Raw genomic sequence first — 16862 nt, forward strand, 5'->3', positions numbered from 1 at the left:
CCAACTCCTGGAACTCATCGCATGAATGGCACGACAGCCTACACGCCGCCCACCGTCTGGTCCTGGAACAAGGAAAGCGGCGGCCGCTTCGCGAACATCAATCGCCCGATCGCGGGTGCCACGCATGAGAAGGACCTGCCGGTGGGGAAGCATCCGCTGCAACTCTATTCGCTGGCGACGCCCAACGGCGTGAAGGTCACGGTGATGCTGGAAGAACTGCTGGCGCTGGGCCATACCGGCGCTGAATACGACGCCTGGCTGATCCGCATCAGTGATGGCGACCAGTTCGGCAGCGGCTTCGTGGCGGTGAACCCGAACTCCAAGATTCCCGCGCTGATGGACCGCAGCGGCGACACGCCCATTCGCGTGTTCGAGTCGGGTGCGATCCTGCAGTACCTGGCCGAGAAGTTTGGCGGTGCCTTCCTGCCGACCGAGCGCGCGGCCCGCGCCGAATGCCTGTCGTGGCTGTTCTGGCAGATGGGCAGCGCGCCGTACCTGGGCGGCGGCTTCGGCCACTTCTATGCCTACGCGCCCACGAAGATCGAATACGCGATCGACCGCTTCGCCATGGAGACCAAACGCCAGCTCGACGTGCTCGACCGCCGGCTGGCCGAGAGCCGCTACCTCGCGGGCAACGACTACACCATCGCCGACATGGCTGTCTGGCCCTGGTACGGCGCGCTCGCCAAGGGGCAGCTCTACGAATCGGGCGAGTTCCTGCAGGTGAGCGAGTACAAGAACGTGCTGCGCTGGGCCGATGAAGTCGCGAAGCGTCCGGCAGTGCAGCGTGGCCGCATGGTCAATCGCGCATGGGGCCAGCCGAACAGCCAACTGCACGAGCGCCACGACGCCAGCGACTTCGAGACCCGCACCCAGGACAAGCTCGAAACGCCGACCTGAGCGCAGGAGCAACAACGATGAGCGACAAGATCCTGGTCTTCTACGGCTCGTACCGCTCCGATCGCATGGGCGTGCGCCTGGCGGACTACATCGTCGCCGGGCTTCGCGCACGTGGCGACGATGCGGAGCTGATCGACGCGAAGGCTGTCGACCTGCCCATGCTCGACCGCATGTACAAGGAATACCCGAAGGGCACCGCGCCCGCGGCCATGGAAGCCCTGGCCGAAAAGATCCGCACGGCAGACGCCTTCGTCTTCGTCACCGGCGAATACAACTGGGGCCCGCAACCCGGCTTGAAGAACTTGACCGACCACTTCCTCGAAGAGTGGTTCTGGCGGCCCGCGGCCGTTGCCAGCTATTCGGCAGGGCGCTTCTCCGGCGTGCGCTCGGGCACGGTGTGGCATTCGATCCTGTCGGAGATGGGCATGGTCGTGGTGTCGAGCACGCTCGCGGTCGGGCCGATCTCGCAGACGCTGGATGCGGCGGGCAAGCCGACGGGGCCTGCGGGCGAATCGCTGGAGCGCTCGTTCGGCCGGTTTGCGGACGACCTGGCGTGGTGGACCGAGGCCGCGCGGGCGCAGCGGGCGCGCAAGGCGCCGCCGTACTGAGCTGCACGCCCGCGGCGGGCTGGGCGGCGCAGCTTGTTCACCGCTGTTTTTTTGGGCAAAGTGATTAATCCCTTTATAAAACAACAGCTTGCATGCCTTTTACAAGGCTCCGCATGAGTTACCCCCAAAGTTGTGCACAGAAAATGGGGACGACATCAGACTTTTCGCAATCGCGTGCAAGTTGCTGATTCAATGACGTTTTCTGCCCGCCGGAAATCGCGAAAAAGTTCTCTTCGCAGCTGCTTTCGGGCCCATGAGGGCTGTTTTGCCCGCCAAGGTTGTTCACCGCTCAATTTTTGAGCAAACTAAGGAATACCCTTGTAAAACAATGACTTAAATCTGTTTTACAAGGCTCCTCATGAGTTACCCCCAAAGTTGTCCACGGAAAATGGGGACTGGATCGACTTGTTCAGCAAACGCATGCAAGTCGATGTTTTTGGGCACCGCGCTCAGTTCTCTTCGGCCAGCTGCCCGGCGTAGTGCCGGCACAAGGTTTCGACCAGCGCCTGCGCATAAATCGGCAGTGCCGCCCGGTCTCGCACCAGCAGATACCGCTCCCGCACGCACCACGCATCGCTGAGGTCGATCAGCGCGAGCTGCATGCTTTCCTGGTTGCGCCGCGCAGCCGATTCCGGCACCACGCCGATGCCCACGCCGCTGCCGATCATCCGGCACATGGCGTCGAAGCTCCCGAGCTGGATGCGCAGCTTCTGCCGCTTGCCGAGGTTGTCGGTGATCTGCGCCAGGAAGGTCTGCAGCGTGCTGCCCTGCTGCATGCCGATGGCGTCTTCATCGAGCGTCTCGGCGAATGAAATCTTCCGGCGCTTGGCGAAGCGGTGCTTGCGCGAGGTGACGAGCACCAGCCGGTCGGTGCTGAAGTGGATCGCCTCCAGCCCCAGCGTGTCGACGCGGCCGGCGACGATGCCGATGTCGGCGCGGCCGTCGAGCACGCCGCGCGGGATCTGAGCATTCGGTTTTTCCTGAAGGTCGACGTTGATGCGCGGGTTGTGCGCCAGGAAGCCCGGCAGGATCTCGGGCAGGAAGTCGGTCACCGCTGTGGTGTTGGCGAACACGCGCAGGTGGCCGCGCAGGCCGCCGCCGTATTCGAGCAAATCGTCGCGCAGTTGCTCCGTTTGATGCAGCACGAGGCGGGCGTGGTGCAGGAAGGCTTCTCCCGGAGGCAGCAGCCGTACGCCGCGGGCCTCGCGCTGCAGCAACTGCAGGCCGGCCTGCGTTTCCAGCGCCTTGATGCGCGCGCTGGCGGCAGCCAGCGACAGGTGCTGGCGCTCGGCGGCCCGCGTGAGGTTGCCGAGTTCGGCCGTGGCCACGAACAGCCGCAGGTCGGTGAGGTCGAAAAGCATCGAGCGATGGTAGGCCCCAAGCCTTCGGAATTCCAGAAGGCTGGGTTCCGAAATCGCAGATTGCGCGCAGGGGGAGGGCGAACGACCATGCGGCCATGGAGACACAACACATCATGAGATTTCGCGCCTTCGCATTGCTGGCGTTCGCAGCCGCCGCCGCGGCAATGGTCCCGGCCGGCCCGGCACGCGCCGAGGCCTACCCCTCGCGCCCCGTCACGCTGGTGGTGCCGCAGGCAGCAGGCGGCACCAACGACATCGTCGGGCGCCTCGTGGGCCAGAAGCTCGGCGAAGTAATGAACAACGCCAGCGTGGTGGTCGACAACCGGCCCGGCGCTGGCGGCAACATCGGCACGCAGCTGGTGGCCAAGGGGCCGAAGGACGGGTACACGCTGCTCATGACCATCAGCAGCAGCCAGGCCATCAACCCGGCGCTGTACAAGAACCCGGGCTTCGACCCGGTGAAAGACTTCAAGCCCGTCGGCCTCATCGGCGCGGTGCCTAACGTGCTGCTGGTCAACCCCACGTTCCCGGCGAAGAACTTCGCCGAGTTCCTGAAGCTCGCGCGGCAGAAGGGCGCCAACTACCAGTACGCCTCGGCCGGCAACGGCACGCTCAACCACCTGCTGGGCGAAATGCTCAACAGCATGGCGGGCATCTCGCTGCAGCACGTGCCGTACAAGGGTGTCGCACCAGCGCTCAACGACGTGCTGGGCGGGCAACTGCCGATCGTGTTCGCGAGCCTGCCTTCGGCTCTTTCGCACATCAAGGCCGGCAAGCTGCGCGCGCTGGCTGTGAGCGGCGACAAACGCTCGGCCGTGCTGCCCGACGTGCCCACCATCGCCGAGGAGGTGCCCGGCTACAACGGCACGCTGTGGATCGGCCTGTTTGCGCCCGCGGGCGTGCCGGCCGATGTGCTGGCGACATTGCAGGACGCCACGCGCAAGGCGCTGGCCTCGAAGGACCTGCGCGACAAGCTCGACCAGCAGGGCGTCGAAATTGCAGCGCCCACCACGCCCGATCAATTTTCGAAACTGCTGCAGGACGACCTCGCCAAGTGGGCGCGCATCGTCAAGGCCTCCGGTGCCGCAGTCGACTGAATGAAGCAAGACATGCCCAACGAAACTCCCACGACACCCTCCGTGATCGACAGCGAAGCACTGGCGAAGCTGCAAGCCTGGCAAGGCCGCAGCGAGACGCTGGCCGACGACATCACCGCCGCGCCCGTGCGAGCGCTCTCCGCCACGCTCGATCGCGACGATGCCCTGCCCGAAGCCGGCACGCCCCTGCCCGAGCTGTGGCATTGGCTCTACTTCCTGCCGCACCACCGCCAGTCCGAGATCGGCGAAGACGGCCACGCTAGGCGAGGCGGCTTCCTGCCGCCCGTGCCGCTGCCGCGCCGCATGTGGGCCGGGGGGCGGCTCAACTGGGAGCCCGGCAACCCGCTGCAGGTCGGCGACAGGATCGAGCGCACCTCGACCATCGCATCGGTCACGCACAAGGCGGGCCGCACCGGCGAACTGGTCTTCGTGCTCGTGCGCCACCAGGTGCGCAACGAGCGCGGCCTTGCGCTGACCGAGGAGCACGACATCGTCTACCGCGCCGCCGCGCAGCCAGGTGAAGCGGGCCCGCCACCCACGCCCGCGCCGAAGGACGCCGCCTTCAGCCGCGACATCGTGCCCGATGACGTGCTGCTCTTCCGCTATTCGGCGCTCACCTTCAACGGTCACCGCATCCACTACGACCGCCGCTACGTGACGCAGGTCGAGGGCTATCCGGGCCTGATCGTGCACGGCCCGCTGATAGCGACGCTGCTGGTCGACCTGCTGCGCCGCAACGTGCCGGGCGCGCAGCTCGCGCGCTTCGAGTTTCGCGCGGTGCGCCCGACCTTCGACATCACGCCGTTCCGCGTGCACGGCAAGCCCGGTGCCGACGGAAAGACATTCAGCCTTTGGGGCGAAGACGCCGACGGCTGGCTCACGATGCAGGCCACGGCCGTGCTGGCCTGAGGGGAGAACCGACACATGACAAGACCCCTGGACGGCATCACCGTCATCTCTCTCGAGCACGCGATTGCCGCGCCGTTCTGCACCCGCCAGCTGGCCGACCTCGGCGCGCGCGTCATCAAGGTGGAGCGCCCCGAGGTGGGCGACTTCGCGCGGGCCTACGACGCCCGGGTGCACGGCGAGGCCTCGCACTTCGTGTGGGTGAACCGCTCGAAGGAAAGCCTCACGCTTGACCTGAAGCAACCCGCCGCGCTCGCCGTGCTACAGGAGCTGGTGGCCGATGCCGACGTGCTGGTGCAGAACCTCGCGCCCGGCGCCGCCGCGCGCATGGGGCTCGGCGCGCAGGTGCTGCAGGCGAAGCATCCGCGGCTCATCGTCTGCGACATCTCGGGCTACGGCGAAGACGGGCCGTACCGCGACAAGAAGGCCTACGACCTGCTGATCCAGAGCGAGGCGGGCTTTCTGTCGGTCACGGGCACGCCGGACGATCCGTGCAAGTCGGGCAATTCCATCGCAGACATCGCAGCGGGCATGTATGCGTACACCGGCATCCTCGCGGCGCTGCTCCAGCGCGGCAAGACCGGCAAGGGCTCGCACATCGACGTGTCGATGCTCGAATCGCTCGCGGAGTGGATGGGCTACCCGATGTACTACGCCTACGAGGGCGCGCCGCCGCCGCCGCGCAGCGCCGCTTCGCACGCGACCATCTATCCCTACGGGCCGTTCCCCGCCGGCGATGGCGGCACTGTGATGCTGGGCCTGCAGAACGAGCGCGAGTGGCGCACCTTCTGCGAGAAGGTGCTGCTGCAGGCAGGGCTCGCAACCGATGCCCGCTTCGACAGCAACGCACGGCGCAATGAAAACCGCGAGGCCCTGCGCGCGATCATCGTCGAGACCTTCGGCGCGCTGAGCACGGCACAGGTGCTGGAGCGGCTCGACACGGCGCAGATCGCCAACGCCCGCATGAACGACATGGCCGGCCTGTGGGCGCATCCGCAGTTGCAGGCGCGCGAGCGCTGGCGGCAGGTGGGTTCGCCGGCGGGCGACATTCCGGCCTTGCTGCCGGCTGGCCGGCAGAGTGCGTTCGACTACCGCATGGACCCGATTCCGGCGGTCGGTGAGCACACCGAGGCGATCCTGCGCGGCCTTGGGCGCAGCGAGGCGGACATTGCGGCGCTGCGCGAGGCGAGGGCGGTGTGAGCGCGCTCGCCCTGGCACGCGCCTTTCTCTTCGTGCCTGCCGACCGGCCCGAGCGCCATGCGCGCGCGCTGGCCACCGGGGCGGGCGGCGTGATCGTCGATCTGGAGGATGCGGTGGCGCCCGAACGCAAGGCGGCGGCGCGCGAGGCGCTCGCCGCCTCGTTCGCCGCGCTGCCCGTCGCCGACCGGCAACGCCTGCTGGTCCGCGTCAATGCAGCCGGCACGCCGTGGCATGACGATGACTGCGTGCAGGCAGGCGTGCTGGCAGCGCAAGGCCTGATTGCTGGCGTCGTTCTGCCGAAAGCGGAGCGCACGGCCGACCTGTCCCGGTTGGCCGGGGCCGTCGGTCCGCAGGGCGTGCTGGTGCCGCTGATCGAATCGGCCGCGGGCCTGGCGGCAGTCGATGAACTCGCGGCCGGCCCGCAGGTGCTGCGGCTCGCGTTCGGCAATCTCGATTTCCAGGCCGATATCGGCCTGGCCTGCGACGCGGACGAAGCCGAGCTGGTGCCGGTGCGACTCGCATTGCTGCTCGCCTCGCGCCGCGCCAACCTTCCCGCGCCCATCGACGGCGTGACGCCAGACTGGCGCGACGCCCAGCGGCTGGCCACCGACACCGCACGCGCCCGGCGCGGCGGCTTCGGCGCCAAGCTGTGCATTCACCCCGATCAGGTCGCGCCGGTGCATGCCGCGCTCGGCCCCAGCGCCGACGAACTGGCGTGGGCCCGTCGCGTGGTCGACGCCATCCGAGCATCGGGCGGCGGCGTGGTCAGCCTCGACGGGCGGATGGTCGACGCGCCCGTGGTGCGCCTGGCCGAACGCCTGCTGGCGCTCGAAGACCAACCGGCGCCCTGACAGAACACCCATAACCATAGGAGACAAAGAAGTGACAGCAACAAAGACGACGAAAACGAAGACCTGGAAATTCAAGACCCTGCTCGCGGCCTCGGCCGGTGCCTGCCTGTTCGCCCTGCAATCGCCCGCCATTGCGCAAGCCGCGTGGCCCGACAAGCCCGTCACTATGGTCGTGCCGTACTCCGCCGGCGGCCCGACCGACGTGGTGGCGCGCATGCTGGCCATTCCCATGGGCAAGTCGCTGGGCCAGACCGTGATCGTCGAGAACACCGTGGGCGCGGGCGGCACCATCGCACCCACGCGGGTGGCCAGGGCGGCGCCCAACGGCTACACCATCCTCATCCACCACATGGGCATGGCCACCGCGCCCGCGCTCTACAAGAAGCTCAACTACGACCCGCTGAAAGACTTCGAGTACATCGGCCAGGTGCTGGACGTGCCGATGACGCTGCTGTCGCGCAAGGACTTCCCGGCCAACAACTACCAGGAGCTGCTGGCCTACGTGAAGGCCAACAAGGACAAGGTCACGCTGGCCAATGCGGGCGTGGGCGCGGTGTCGCAGCTGTGCGGCCTGCTGTTCATGAACCAGATCGGCGTGCAGCTGACGACCGTGCCGTACAAGGGCGCCGGCCCGGCGCTCAACGATCTCATGGGCGGGCAGGTTGATTTGCTGTGCGACCAGACCACGCAGACCGCGCCGGTCATCAAGGACGGCAACCGCGTGAAGGTGTTCGGAGTGACCACGCCGCAGCGCCTGTCGAGCATGCCCAGCATCCCGACGCTGGACGAGCAGGGCCTCAAGGGCTTCGACGTGCGGGTGTGGCACGGCATGTATGCGCCCAAGGGCACGCCGCCCGCCGTGATCGAGAAGCTCAACGTCGCCTTGCGCGCCGCGCTGCAGGACGACATGGTCAAGCACCGGCTTGCCGAACTCAGCTCGGAAATCGTGCCGCTGGACAAGCAGACGCCGGAAAGCCTGCGTACGCACCTCGCGGCAGAGGTTGCGAAGTGGGGCAAGGTGATCCGCGCCGCGGGTGTCCAGGCGGATTGATTGTTCAGGCGGGCGGCGGCTCCGGCTGAGCCCGCAGCGTCTCGTCGAACAGAGCGAGCAGGTGCCGCGCGAACACGTCCATGTTCGCCGGCCGGTCGCTGTCGCCGGTCTCGATGGTGCGGCTCACCGTGACCGCGCCGACCACGGCGATGCACACGTGCCCCGGGGCATCGCCGTACGGGCTGCCTGACGGGCCGGCCGCGCCGCTTTCGGCGATGCCCCAGGTGGTGTGGTGGGTGTCGCGCATCCGGCCTGCGACGAGCAGGGCGTAGGGCTCGGTTTCGCCGCGCATGCCGGTCATGTCTTCCGCGGTCAGGCCCAGCAGCGCCCGGCCGGCGCGCCGCGAATAGACGACGGCGCCGCCGCGGAAGTAGGCCGATGCGCCCGGAATGGCGAGCAGCGCAGCCGACACGAGGCCGCCTGCGGAAGACTCGACGACCGAGACCGTCTGGCCCCGTGCGCGCAGCGTTTCGCCGATACGCGCGGCGAGCACCGGTAGCGGTTCGGGAAGCGAGGGTGCGGTCATGGCGCCTGGAAACGGGAGCCGGGCCGTTTCACGTACGCCGGCGCGCGCTCATGGCTCGCCGTGTCTCCGTAGATCGTGTCCGCCGGGTAGTACTCGGCCTGCAGCTGCACCCGGGCTGCGGCTTCCTCGCCCGCGGTATGGGCGATGAAGGCCAGCATCAGGTCGGTACCGGCCGATACCCCGGCCGATGTCCAGACGTTGCCGTCACGCACGAAGCGCTGCTCGACCACCTTCACGTCGCCCAGTGCGCGCAGGCGGTCCAGCGATCCCCAGTGCGTGGTCGCGGTCTTGCCCGAGAGCAGCCCCGCCGCGTGCAGCACGAAAGCGCCGGTGCACACCGACATCAGCGCCTGGCAGCCCGGTGCCTGGTCGGCCAGGAAGCGCGTCATGGCGGGGTTGTCGACCTCGCGGCGCGTGCCCATGCCGCCGGGCACGAGCAGGCAGTCGAGAGGCGGGCAATCGGCAAAGGACACGTGCGGGTTGATGGACAGGCCCTTGGCGCAGACCACCGGTTCGCGCTTTTCGGCCACGATCAGGCAGTGTTCGGGACCGGCGGCCAGCTTGCTCCACATGGTGAGCATTTCCCAAGGGCCGACGAAGTCGAGTTCCTCGACGTCGGGGAAGACGATGATCCCGAAATTCATACTTTCGAACTCCTTGGGTGTTGCCGCTTGCACGGGCTTGCACAAGAACAGACAGTGCGAGGATAGAGGCTGGGCACGAAGGCCGCTCTTCGTGACAGCTGGTTGCAAGCTTGGCTCAGTGTTTTCCTCAGAGGACGCAGGCTTGAAACTCGCTAGAGTGAAGGCGGCCGTTCAGGCTTTTGCTACGTACACAAAGGAAATCTTATGAGCAAGAAAGTTGCATATGTCACCGGGGGCATGGGTGGCATCGGAACAGCCATCTGCCAGCGTCTGCACAAGGACGGGTTCACCGTGATCGCCGGTTGCGGCCCCACGCGCGACTACGCCAAGTGGCTGGCCGAACAGAAAGCCGAAGGCTTCGAGTTCCACGCGTCGGTCGGCAATGTCGGCGACTGGCAATCCACTGTCGAGGCCTTCTCTGCCGCCAAGGCAGCGCATGGCGCCATCGATGTGCTGGTCAACAACGCCGGCATCACGCGGGACCGCATGTTCCTGAAGATGACGCCCGAAGACTGGAGCGCAGTGATCGAGACCAACCTCAACAGCATGTTCAACGTCACCAAGCAGGTGGTGGGCGACATGGTCGAAAAGGGCTGGGGCCGCATCATCAACATCAGCTCGGTCAATGGCGCCAAGGGCCAGGCGGGCCAGACCAACTACTCGGCGGCCAAGGCCGGCATGCACGGCTTCACCATGGCGCTGGCGCAGGAGCTGGCCAACAAGGGCGTGACGGTCAACACCGTGAGCCCGGGCTACATCGGCACCGACATGGTCAAGGCCATCCGCCAGGAAGTGCTCGACAAGATCGTGGCCACCATCCCGGTCAAGCGCCTGGGCGAGCCGAGTGAAATCGCCTCGATCATCGCGTGGCTCGCCACCGACGAAGGCGGCTACAGCACCGGGGCCGACTTCTCGGTCAACGGCGGCCTGCACATGCATTAAGCATGCTGACCTGCACCTGATCGACAAAACCCGCTTCGGCGGGTTTTTTCATTTGATCGATGCGGGTTCCACGGATAGAAAGCCGCCAACACGCGTCCTACAGTGTCCAACCCTCCGGAGGCAAAAATGGAAAACACAACAAGCACACCCGCCAGAAAGCTCCCGCTCTACCGTTCGCTCTACGTGCAGGTGATCACCGCGGTGATCATCGGCGTGCTGCTCGGCCACTTCTATCCCGCGGCCGGCGAGGCGATGAAGCCGCTGGGCGACGGCTTCATCAAGCTGATCAAGATGATCATCGCGCCGATCATCTTCTGCACGGTGGTGGTGGGCATCGCCGGCATGGAAGACATGAAGAAGGTCGGCAAGACCGGCGGCCTGGCGCTGCTGTACTTCGAGGTCGTCAGCAGCATCGCGCTCATCGTCGGGCTGGTGCTGGTCAACGTGCTCAAGCCCGGTGCGGGCATGAACGTCGACCCGGCCACTCTCGACACCAAGTCGATCGCCTCCTACACCGGCCCCGGCAAGATGACCGGCACGGTCGACTTCATCCTGAACATCATCCCCAACACGCTCGTCGACGCGTTCGCCAAGGGCGAGATCCTGCAGGTGCTGCTGATCGCTGTGCTGTTCGGCTTTGCGCTGCACCGCTTCGGCGGCCGCGGCACGCTGGTGTTCGACGTGATCGAGAAGGGCTCGCACGTGCTCTTCGGCATCGTCAACTACATCATGAAGCTGGCACCCATCGGTGCCTTCGGCGCGATGGCATTCACCATCGGCAAGTACGGCCTGGGCAGCCTGTTCTCGCTCGGCAAGCTGATGGGCACGTTCTACCTGACCTGCCTGCTGTTCATCTTCGTGGTGCTGGGGCTCATTGCAAGGTTCCACGGCTTCAGCATCTGGAAGTTCATCAAGTACATCAAGGAAGAACTGCTGATCGTGCTGGGCACCTCGTCGAGCGAATCGGTGCTGCCGCGCATGATGGAGAAGATGGAGAACCTGGGCGCGAACAAGACCTGCGTGGGCCTCGTGATTCCCACGGGCTATTCGTTCAACCTCGACGGCACCTCGATCTACCTGACGATGGCGGCCGTGTTCATCGCCCAGGCGACCAACACGCCGATGACGCTCACGCAGGAGATCACGCTGCTGGCCGTGCTGCTGCTCACATCGAAGGGCGCGGCGGGCGTTACCGGCAGCGGCTTCATCGTGCTGGCGGCCACGCTGTCGGCGGTGGGCCACGTGCCGGTGGCGGGGCTCGCGCTCATTCTGGGCATCGACCGCTTCATGTCGGAGGCGCGCGCGCTCACCAACCTGATCGGCAATGGCGTCGCCACCATCGTGGTTGCCAAGTGGACCAACGAGCTTGACGAGACGCGGCTGCAGGCGGGGCTCAACAACGAGACTTGGGTAGAGGCGCAAGAGCCCGAGACGTTGGATGCCGCTCGCACCAGCAAGATGGCCGGCTGATCGCTCGGCACGACAGCCGGGCCCCGAACAAGATGGCCGTGTGAAATAAAAGGGCAGACATCGTTCCTGCAAAATGGAGCGATGCCCCACAGCGTCTCCCTCATCAACACGATTGCCGCCGGCTTGGGGTTGGCGCTGGTGTTCGGATTCCTGGCAGCCAAGCTGCGGCTGCCCGCGCTGGTCGGCTACCTGTTGGCGGGCGTGATCATCGGCCCGTTCACACCGGGCTTCGTGGCCGACGCGGAAATCGCCGCCCAGCTTGCCGAAATCGGCGTCATGCTGCTGATGTTCGGCGTGGGCCTCCATTTTTCCCTCGACGACCTGCTGGCCGTACGCAAGATCGCACTGCCCGGCGCGATCGCGCAGATCGGCGTGGCCACGCTGCTCGGCGGTGGGTTGGCCCTGTGGTGGGGCTGGAGCCCCGGCGCGGCACTGGTGTTCGGGCTTGCGCTGTCGGTGGCGAGCACGGTCGTGCTGCTGCGCGCGCTCGAAAGCCTGGGCATCCTCGATTCATTTACGGGCCGCATCGCCGTCGGCTGGCTCGTGGTCGAAGACCTGGCGATGGTGCTGGTGCTCGTGCTGTTGCCGCCGCTGGCGGGCACGCTGGGCGGGCAGGGTGCGCAGCAGGCCGGGCCGGCCGATCCGCTGTGGCAGACGCTGGGCCTCACGCTGCTGCAAGTCGGCGGCTTCGTGGCGCTGATGCTGGTGGTGGGGCGGCGCGTGTTCCCGTGGATCCTCTGGCAGGTCACGCGGACCGGCTCGCGCGAGCTGTTCACGCTGTGCGTGGTGGCCGCGGCCGTGAGCATCGCTTTTGCCTCGGCGGCGCTGTTCGGCGTGTCGTTTGCGCTGGGCGCTTTCTTCGCCGGCATGGTCATGCGCGAGTCGCAGTTTGCCCACCGCGCCGCGCAAGAGTCGCTGCCGTTGCGCGACGCCTTCGCGGTACTGTTCTTCGTGTCGGTCGGCATGCTGTTCGACCCCTCGGTGCTGATCGAGCGGCCGCTGCAGGTACTGGCGGTGGTGCTGGTCATCGTGCTGGGCAAGTCGCTTGCGGCCTGCGCGCTGGTGCTGGTGTTCCGCTACCCGCTGGGCACGGCGCTCACGGTGAGCGCCAGCCTGGCGCAGATCGGCGAGTTCTCGTTCATCCTGGCCGGGCTGGGCGTGTCGCTGGGCCTGCTGCCGGTGGAGGGCCAGAGCCTGGTGCTGGCGGGTGCGCTGATTTCCATTGCCACCAACCCGTTGTGGTTCAGCCTGATCGGGCCGATGCAGAAGTGGCTCCATGCCCGTTCGTCCTTCGCGCGCGGGCTCGAATCGCGCGACGACCCGCTGGCCGAACTGCCCATGACCACTGAGGCCAAGTACCTCTCGCGGCAAGTGGTGCTGGTGGGCTACGGCCGCGTCGGGCGCCGCATTGCGGCCGAACTCGACGCGCACGACATTCCCTACGTGGTGGCCGAGCAGAACCGCGAGCTTGTCGAAAAGCTGCGCGAGGCCGGCACGCCAGCCGTGTGGGGCGACGCGGCCGACCCGGCGGTGCTGATCCAGGCGCACATCGCGCGCGCCCGCGTGTTGGTGGTGGCTACGCCCGACGCCATGAACGTGCGCCAGATGATGGAGACGGCGCGCACGCTCAACCCCACCATCCAGACCGTGATCCGCAGCCACAACGAGCAGGAGGCCCGGCTGCTCACGCAGGAAACCTCTGCCACCGTGTTCCTCGGCGAGCACGAACTCGCCCAGGCCATGGCCCGTGATGTGGTCCAGCGCGCCGTGTCGATGGCCGTGCCGGCTTGAAGACGCCCGCTTTCCTCTTCTTCTCAGAGGTCTTCGATGACCAGCGTGCGGTAGCGCTGGGCGATGGAATAGGGCACGGTGCGCACCAGTTCCATCAGGCGTTCGGCGGCAGCGCCGTCTCTTGTCCTCACCAGCAGGCCCGTGTGGCCGTCGCGCGCCAACTCGGTATAGGCGCGTACCGTCGCGGCGTCGGTGCCGGCGGAGGGCAGGGGGTTGTCGGATGTCTTCGCGGTCGGGGCGATTTCGGCCAGCACCGTTTGCGCGGGCAGCAGATAGACCTCGTCGCCACTCATGCCTTTTTCGATCAGGCGGTGGCCGATGCGGTCGGCGTCTTCCGCACTCGGAAACATCACCATCGAGTAGCCGGTCGGGTAAAAGGCCCCGCCGATGCTCGATCGCATGCCCGGTTCAAGAGTGAAATGCTTCATGCTGCCTCCTGTTCTTGGAAAGGCTTCTGAAAGGTCCCTGACTACAACATTAGGTCGCACCGGCACCGGGCTCTGTAGGAGAAACCCGAAAGCACTGTCAACCGCGTGCGTACCCCGCCCATTCAAAAAAGAACCGACAACCTTGTCAGCCACTCTTACCTACATGCCCTCATCGAGAAACATCGCGCTCACCGTCCATGAACTGGAGGCGGGCGAGTTCTATTGGGTGCTGATGGAGGCGGTCGACGACACGCCTGGCGAGACCTCCCACGTCTATGTGCCGCTGGAGGCAGCCCACGATCCCTATGCCACCTATTCGAACGCGCTGGTGGCGGGCGTGGCCGTGATGCGGCGGCTGTTCGGACCCGACGGAAGGCCTGCCTGAGGCCCATCAGAGGCCTTCGGCGGAAGGCCTCTCCCTATAATCCCGCCGTTCTGGTGTGTTAATTCTTATTAATCCCGCCAGGCAACACGGTTCGAAGGTGCCCCGCACGCCATCTCATGGCCACGGGGTTAAACGGGAAGCAGGTGCGCCGCGTCGTTCATTCTTGATTGATTGACGCTGCAACTCCTGCGCTGCCCCCGCAACGGTCAGCGGATCTGGAAACCCTCACGCTCATGCCTCCCAGACGGCACGGGCAGCCACTGCGCTTCGGCGTGGGAAGGCGAGGGTTTCGGCCGCGGTGTGCATCCATTCATTGATTGATTGGCACGCCGCGGCGCTCCGCAAGCCCGGATACCGGCCTTTGCAACCGCCTTCGGACGCTGCGGGAGTGCGTGTCCGGGCCTGCCACCGCTTCGCGCTCGCGCGTACCGTCGCAGTCCCTTCGCCTCTTCCGCCGCGTCCTCTATCGGTCAGGAGCCTGCGGGGACGCAGGTCGGAGGAGAAGTCACATGGGTCATGCATCGCCAGCGCGCGATCGCACGGGTGCGCCGCTGCGTTGGACGCGCCTTTCGGGTCTTTCACTGGGTCTGGGGTTGGTTTTCGGGCCTTCCGCGGTCTTCGCGCAGTCGTCGGGTGAAGTGGCGAATGCGGGCCAGACCCTCAAGCCGGTGCAGGTCGAGGCCGAACGGCATACCCCGCTCGCCATCGACGAACCCTCGCACACCGGCAGCCGCCTCGGCCTCACGCCGCTGGAAACGCCGGCCAGCATCGAAGTGCTGACGGGCGACACCATCCGCGCACGCGGCGACGTCTCGGTGATCGATGCCGCCACCCGCGCCACTGGCATCACCGGCACGCCCGGCCCCGGCAATGGCGGCACCGCGATGGTGGCGCGCGGTTTCTCGGGCCACGGCTCGGTGATGCAGCTCTTCGACGGCACGCGCCTCTACGCAGGCGCGGGTACCGTCACCTTCCCGTTCGACACCTGGTCTGTCGACCGCATCGAGGTGCTGCGCGGCGCGGCCTCGGTGATGTACGGCGAGGGTGCCATCGGCGGCGCCATCAACGTGGTGCCCAAGAAGCCGACGCGCGGCCCGATCCAGAACGAGGCGCTGGTCACGGTGGGCTCCGACGCCACCCGCCAGGTGGCCTTTGGCAGCGGCGGGGCGATCAACGACAAGCTCTCCTACCGCTTCGACATCAGCCACCGCCAGACCGACGGCTTCATGCAGCGCGGGCAGGCCGAGAGCCTGGCCGTGGGCGCGGCCGTGCGGCTCGACGTGTCGCCGCAGCTGCAGTTCACGCTGTCGCACGACGAGGGCCGGCAGTCGCCGCAGCGCTACTTCGGCGTGCCGCTGATCGACGGCCGCCTGAGCAGCCAGACGCTGCGCCAGAACTACAACGTCGACGATTCGGAAATCAAGTACCGCGACAAGTGGACCCGGCTCGACGCCCAGTGGACGCCCAACAGCGCCGTCACCGTGCGCAACCAGCTCTACCGGCTGGAGAGCAAGCGCCACTGGCGCGACAGCGAGACCTACACCTACAGCGCCACCACGCGGCGCGTGACGCGCGGCGACTACCTGGAAATCGGCCACGACCAGGAGCAGATCGGCAACCGCACCGACGCCACCTTCAAGCACAGCCTGTTCGGCCTGGCCAACCAGGTGCTGGTGGGCTTCGACGCGAATCACATCAACTTCCTGAATTCGAGCGACACGCCCTACGGCGGTCGTTCGGTGGTCGACCCGTTCAACTTCAATCCCGGCTACTACGTGTCGCCGGTGGCCTACACACAGCGCTACCGGACCAAGACCGACACCTACGCCTTCTTCACCGAAGACAAGCTGGCCTTCAACGAGCAGTGGTCGGTGGTGGGCAGCCTGCGCTGGGACCACGCCAAGGTGGCACGCACCGACCTGCAGAACGCGGCCAACAACCTCGGCAAGACCTTCGAGTACGCCACCGGCCGCCTCGGCGTGGTGTATGCGCCCGATGTGTCGCAGTCGTTCTATGCGCAGGTGGCGCGCGCGGCAGACCCGCTGACCTCGCTCATCTCCACCTCGGCCACGCAGGTGCCGTTCGAGCTCAGCACCGGCCGGCAGGTCGAGGTTGGCTACAAGCGCCAGCTGGCCGACAACCGCGGGGCCTGGACCGTGGCGGCCTATCGCATCGAGAAGACCAAGCTGCTCTCGCGCGACGCGACCGATCCGACCATCACCCAGCAGATCGGCAAGCAGTCGTCCGAAGGCATCGAGGCCACGCTCGACCTGGCGCTCACCTCGACGCTGCGGCTCGAAGCCAACGTGGCCAAGCTGCGCGCGCGCTATGACGATTTCAACGAAGTCGTCAGCGGGCGCCTTGTCTCGCGCGCGGGCAACACGCCCACTGGCGTGCCAGAAGATGCCGCGAATCTCTGGCTCAACTGGCGCTTCCTGCCGCAGTGGGAGGCCGATTTCGGCGTGCGCTACGTCGGACCACGCCAGGTCGATACGGCCAACTCGCGCAAGATCGGCTCCTACACGGTGGCCGATGCGGGCGTGAGCTGGCAGGCGAATCCTTCGCTGAAGCTTGCGCTGCGCGCCTACAACCTGGCCGACCGCCGCTATGCGGTGTCGTTCTCGAACGGCGGCAACCAGTGGTTGCTGGGCCGCCCGCGTTCGTTCGAGCTGTCGGCTCTGGTCAACTTCTGATCGGCGCTC

16 protein-coding genes and 1 riboswitch are annotated in these 16862 nt (G+C 66.6%); of the genes, 12 read left to right on the forward strand and 4 right to left on the reverse strand.

The genetic code is table 11. The annotated features are described in order from the left end of the window. Window positions 1–21: 21 nt before the first annotated feature. Together yghU and ACN9MV_RS12545 are read left to right on the forward strand one after the other, a co-directional pair. Entirely contained in the window at window positions 22–900 is an 879-nt protein-coding gene (yghU, locus tag ACN9MV_RS12540) for a glutathione-dependent disulfide-bond oxidoreductase (protein ID WP_426392475.1), read from the forward strand. Window positions 901–917: 17 nt separating this feature from the next. After that, window positions 918–1508, forward strand: coding sequence for an NADPH-dependent FMN reductase (locus tag ACN9MV_RS12545; RefSeq protein ID WP_093080283.1), 591 nt, complete (start codon window positions 918–920; stop codon window positions 1506–1508). Between the two features lie 449 nt (window positions 1509–1957). Here ACN9MV_RS12545 and ACN9MV_RS12550 read toward each other — a convergent pair whose 3' ends face one another. Next, a complete protein-coding gene (locus tag ACN9MV_RS12550) occupies window positions 1958–2869 on the reverse strand; it encodes a LysR family transcriptional regulator (RefSeq protein WP_093052624.1) in 912 nt (303 codons plus the stop codon). Between the two features lie 113 nt (window positions 2870–2982). On the opposite strand from ACN9MV_RS12550, the gene ACN9MV_RS12555 reads away from it, so the two are divergent. The 5 genes from ACN9MV_RS12555 to ACN9MV_RS12575 are packed head-to-tail and all read left to right on the forward strand — an operon-like array spanning window position 2983 to window position 7974. Next, window positions 2983–3966 (forward strand): tripartite tricarboxylate transporter substrate binding protein, encoded by a 984-nt coding sequence (locus ACN9MV_RS12555; protein WP_426392477.1) that lies wholly within the window; start codon window positions 2983–2985, stop codon window positions 3964–3966. A 12-nt stretch (window positions 3967–3978) separates the two neighbouring features. Then, on the forward strand, window positions 3979–4875 hold the full coding sequence (locus ACN9MV_RS12560; RefSeq protein ID WP_426392478.1) for an FAS1-like dehydratase domain-containing protein: 897 nt from the start codon (window positions 3979–3981) through the stop codon (window positions 4873–4875). Between the two features lie 15 nt (window positions 4876–4890). Continuing rightward, on the forward strand, window positions 4891–6072 hold the full coding sequence (locus ACN9MV_RS12565; RefSeq protein WP_093176508.1) for a CaiB/BaiF CoA transferase family protein: 1182 nt from the start codon (window positions 4891–4893) through the stop codon (window positions 6070–6072). Beyond that, a complete protein-coding gene (locus tag ACN9MV_RS12570) occupies window positions 6069–6923 on the forward strand; it encodes an HpcH/HpaI aldolase/citrate lyase family protein (RefSeq protein ID WP_426392482.1) in 855 nt (284 codons plus the stop codon). Before ACN9MV_RS12565 ends, ACN9MV_RS12570 begins: the two co-directional genes overlap by 4 nt. Window positions 6924–6954: 31 nt before the next feature. After that, complete coding sequence (locus ACN9MV_RS12575; protein WP_426392484.1) at window positions 6955–7974, forward strand: tripartite tricarboxylate transporter substrate-binding protein; 1020 nt, start codon at window positions 6955–6957, stop codon at window positions 7972–7974. Window positions 7975–7978: 4 nt separating this feature from the next. Here ACN9MV_RS12575 and ACN9MV_RS12580 read toward each other — a convergent pair whose 3' ends face one another. Then, complete coding sequence (locus tag ACN9MV_RS12580; RefSeq protein ID WP_426392486.1) at window positions 7979–8500, reverse strand: CinA family protein; 522 nt, start codon at window positions 8498–8500, stop codon at window positions 7979–7981. Further along, window positions 8497–9144, reverse strand: coding sequence for a DJ-1/PfpI family protein (locus ACN9MV_RS12585; protein ID WP_426392488.1), 648 nt, complete (start codon window positions 9142–9144; stop codon window positions 8497–8499). The genes ACN9MV_RS12580 and ACN9MV_RS12585 overlap by 4 nt, the downstream gene beginning before the upstream one ends. Window positions 9145–9348: 204 nt before the next feature. Here ACN9MV_RS12585 and phbB point away from each other — a divergent pair, with 204 nt between their 5' ends. From phbB to ybaL, 3 genes are all read left to right on the forward strand, one after another. Then, complete coding sequence (gene phbB, locus ACN9MV_RS12590; protein ID WP_093052606.1) at window positions 9349–10086, forward strand: acetoacetyl-CoA reductase; 738 nt, start codon at window positions 9349–9351, stop codon at window positions 10084–10086. Window positions 10087–10212: 126 nt separating this feature from the next. After that, on the forward strand, window positions 10213–11556 hold the full coding sequence (locus ACN9MV_RS12595) for a dicarboxylate/amino acid:cation symporter (protein ID WP_093052603.1): 1344 nt from the start codon (window positions 10213–10215) through the stop codon (window positions 11554–11556). A gap of 81 nt (window positions 11557–11637) precedes the next feature. Then, window positions 11638–13347, forward strand: a complete 1710-nt coding sequence (gene ybaL, locus ACN9MV_RS12600; RefSeq protein ID WP_093052600.1) for a YbaL family putative K(+) efflux transporter — start codon at window positions 11638–11640, stop codon at window positions 13345–13347. 23 nt (window positions 13348–13370) lie between these two features. Here ybaL and ACN9MV_RS12605 read toward each other — a convergent pair whose 3' ends face one another. Next, complete coding sequence (locus tag ACN9MV_RS12605; protein ID WP_093052597.1) at window positions 13371–13775, reverse strand: hypothetical protein; 405 nt, start codon at window positions 13773–13775, stop codon at window positions 13371–13373. 142 nt (window positions 13776–13917) lie between these two features. On the opposite strand from ACN9MV_RS12605, the gene ACN9MV_RS12610 reads away from it, so the two are divergent. Beyond that, window positions 13918–14160 carry a hypothetical protein gene (locus tag ACN9MV_RS12610; RefSeq protein WP_307614444.1) on the forward strand — a complete coding sequence of 81 codons (243 nt, stop codon included), beginning with the start codon at window positions 13918–13920 and terminating at the stop codon, window positions 14158–14160. A 79-nt stretch (window positions 14161–14239) separates the two neighbouring features. Further along, window positions 14240–14537: riboswitch (cobalamin riboswitch) on the forward strand. Between the two features lie 132 nt (window positions 14538–14669). Then, window positions 14670–16853, forward strand: a complete 2184-nt coding sequence (locus tag ACN9MV_RS12615; RefSeq protein WP_426392492.1) for a TonB-dependent receptor — start codon at window positions 14670–14672, stop codon at window positions 16851–16853. The last annotated feature ends 9 nt before the right edge of the window (window positions 16854–16862 follow it).

It is taken from the genome of Variovorax sp. R-27, assembly GCF_049913215.1.
GTDB lineage: Bacteria > Pseudomonadota > Gammaproteobacteria > Burkholderiales > Burkholderiaceae_C > Variovorax.

What these genes read in the sequence shown, in the direction of transcription:
- ACN9MV_RS12545 (WP_093080283.1), top strand. Translation starts at nt 918, where the DNA reads ATGAGCGACAAGATCCTGGTCTTCTACGGCTCGTACCGCTCCGATCGC.
- yghU (WP_426392475.1), top strand. Translation starts at nt 22, where the DNA reads ATGAATGGCACGACAGCCTACACGCCGCCCACCGTCTGGTCCTGGAAC.
- ACN9MV_RS12555 (WP_426392477.1), top strand. Translation starts at nt 2,983, where the DNA reads ATGAGATTTCGCGCCTTCGCATTGCTGGCGTTCGCAGCCGCCGCCGCG.
- ACN9MV_RS12605 (WP_093052597.1), bottom strand. Translation starts at nt 13,775, where the DNA reads ATGAAGCATTTCACTCTTGAACCGGGCATGCGATCGAGCATCGGCGGG.
- ACN9MV_RS12560 (WP_426392478.1), top strand. Translation starts at nt 3,979, where the DNA reads ATGCCCAACGAAACTCCCACGACACCCTCCGTGATCGACAGCGAAGCA.
- ACN9MV_RS12550 (WP_093052624.1), bottom strand. Translation starts at nt 2,869, where the DNA reads ATGCTTTTCGACCTCACCGACCTGCGGCTGTTCGTGGCCACGGCCGAA.
- ACN9MV_RS12595 (WP_093052603.1), top strand. Translation starts at nt 10,213, where the DNA reads ATGGAAAACACAACAAGCACACCCGCCAGAAAGCTCCCGCTCTACCGT.
- ACN9MV_RS12565 (WP_093176508.1), top strand. Translation starts at nt 4,891, where the DNA reads ATGACAAGACCCCTGGACGGCATCACCGTCATCTCTCTCGAGCACGCG.
- ACN9MV_RS12585 (WP_426392488.1), bottom strand. Translation starts at nt 9,144, where the DNA reads ATGAATTTCGGGATCATCGTCTTCCCCGACGTCGAGGAACTCGACTTC.
- ybaL (WP_093052600.1), top strand. Translation starts at nt 11,638, where the DNA reads ATGCCCCACAGCGTCTCCCTCATCAACACGATTGCCGCCGGCTTGGGG.
- ACN9MV_RS12580 (WP_426392486.1), bottom strand. Translation starts at nt 8,500, where the DNA reads ATGACCGCACCCTCGCTTCCCGAACCGCTACCGGTGCTCGCCGCGCGT.
- ACN9MV_RS12615 (WP_426392492.1), top strand. Translation starts at nt 14,670, where the DNA reads ATGGGTCATGCATCGCCAGCGCGCGATCGCACGGGTGCGCCGCTGCGT.
- phbB (WP_093052606.1), top strand. Translation starts at nt 9,349, where the DNA reads ATGAGCAAGAAAGTTGCATATGTCACCGGGGGCATGGGTGGCATCGGA.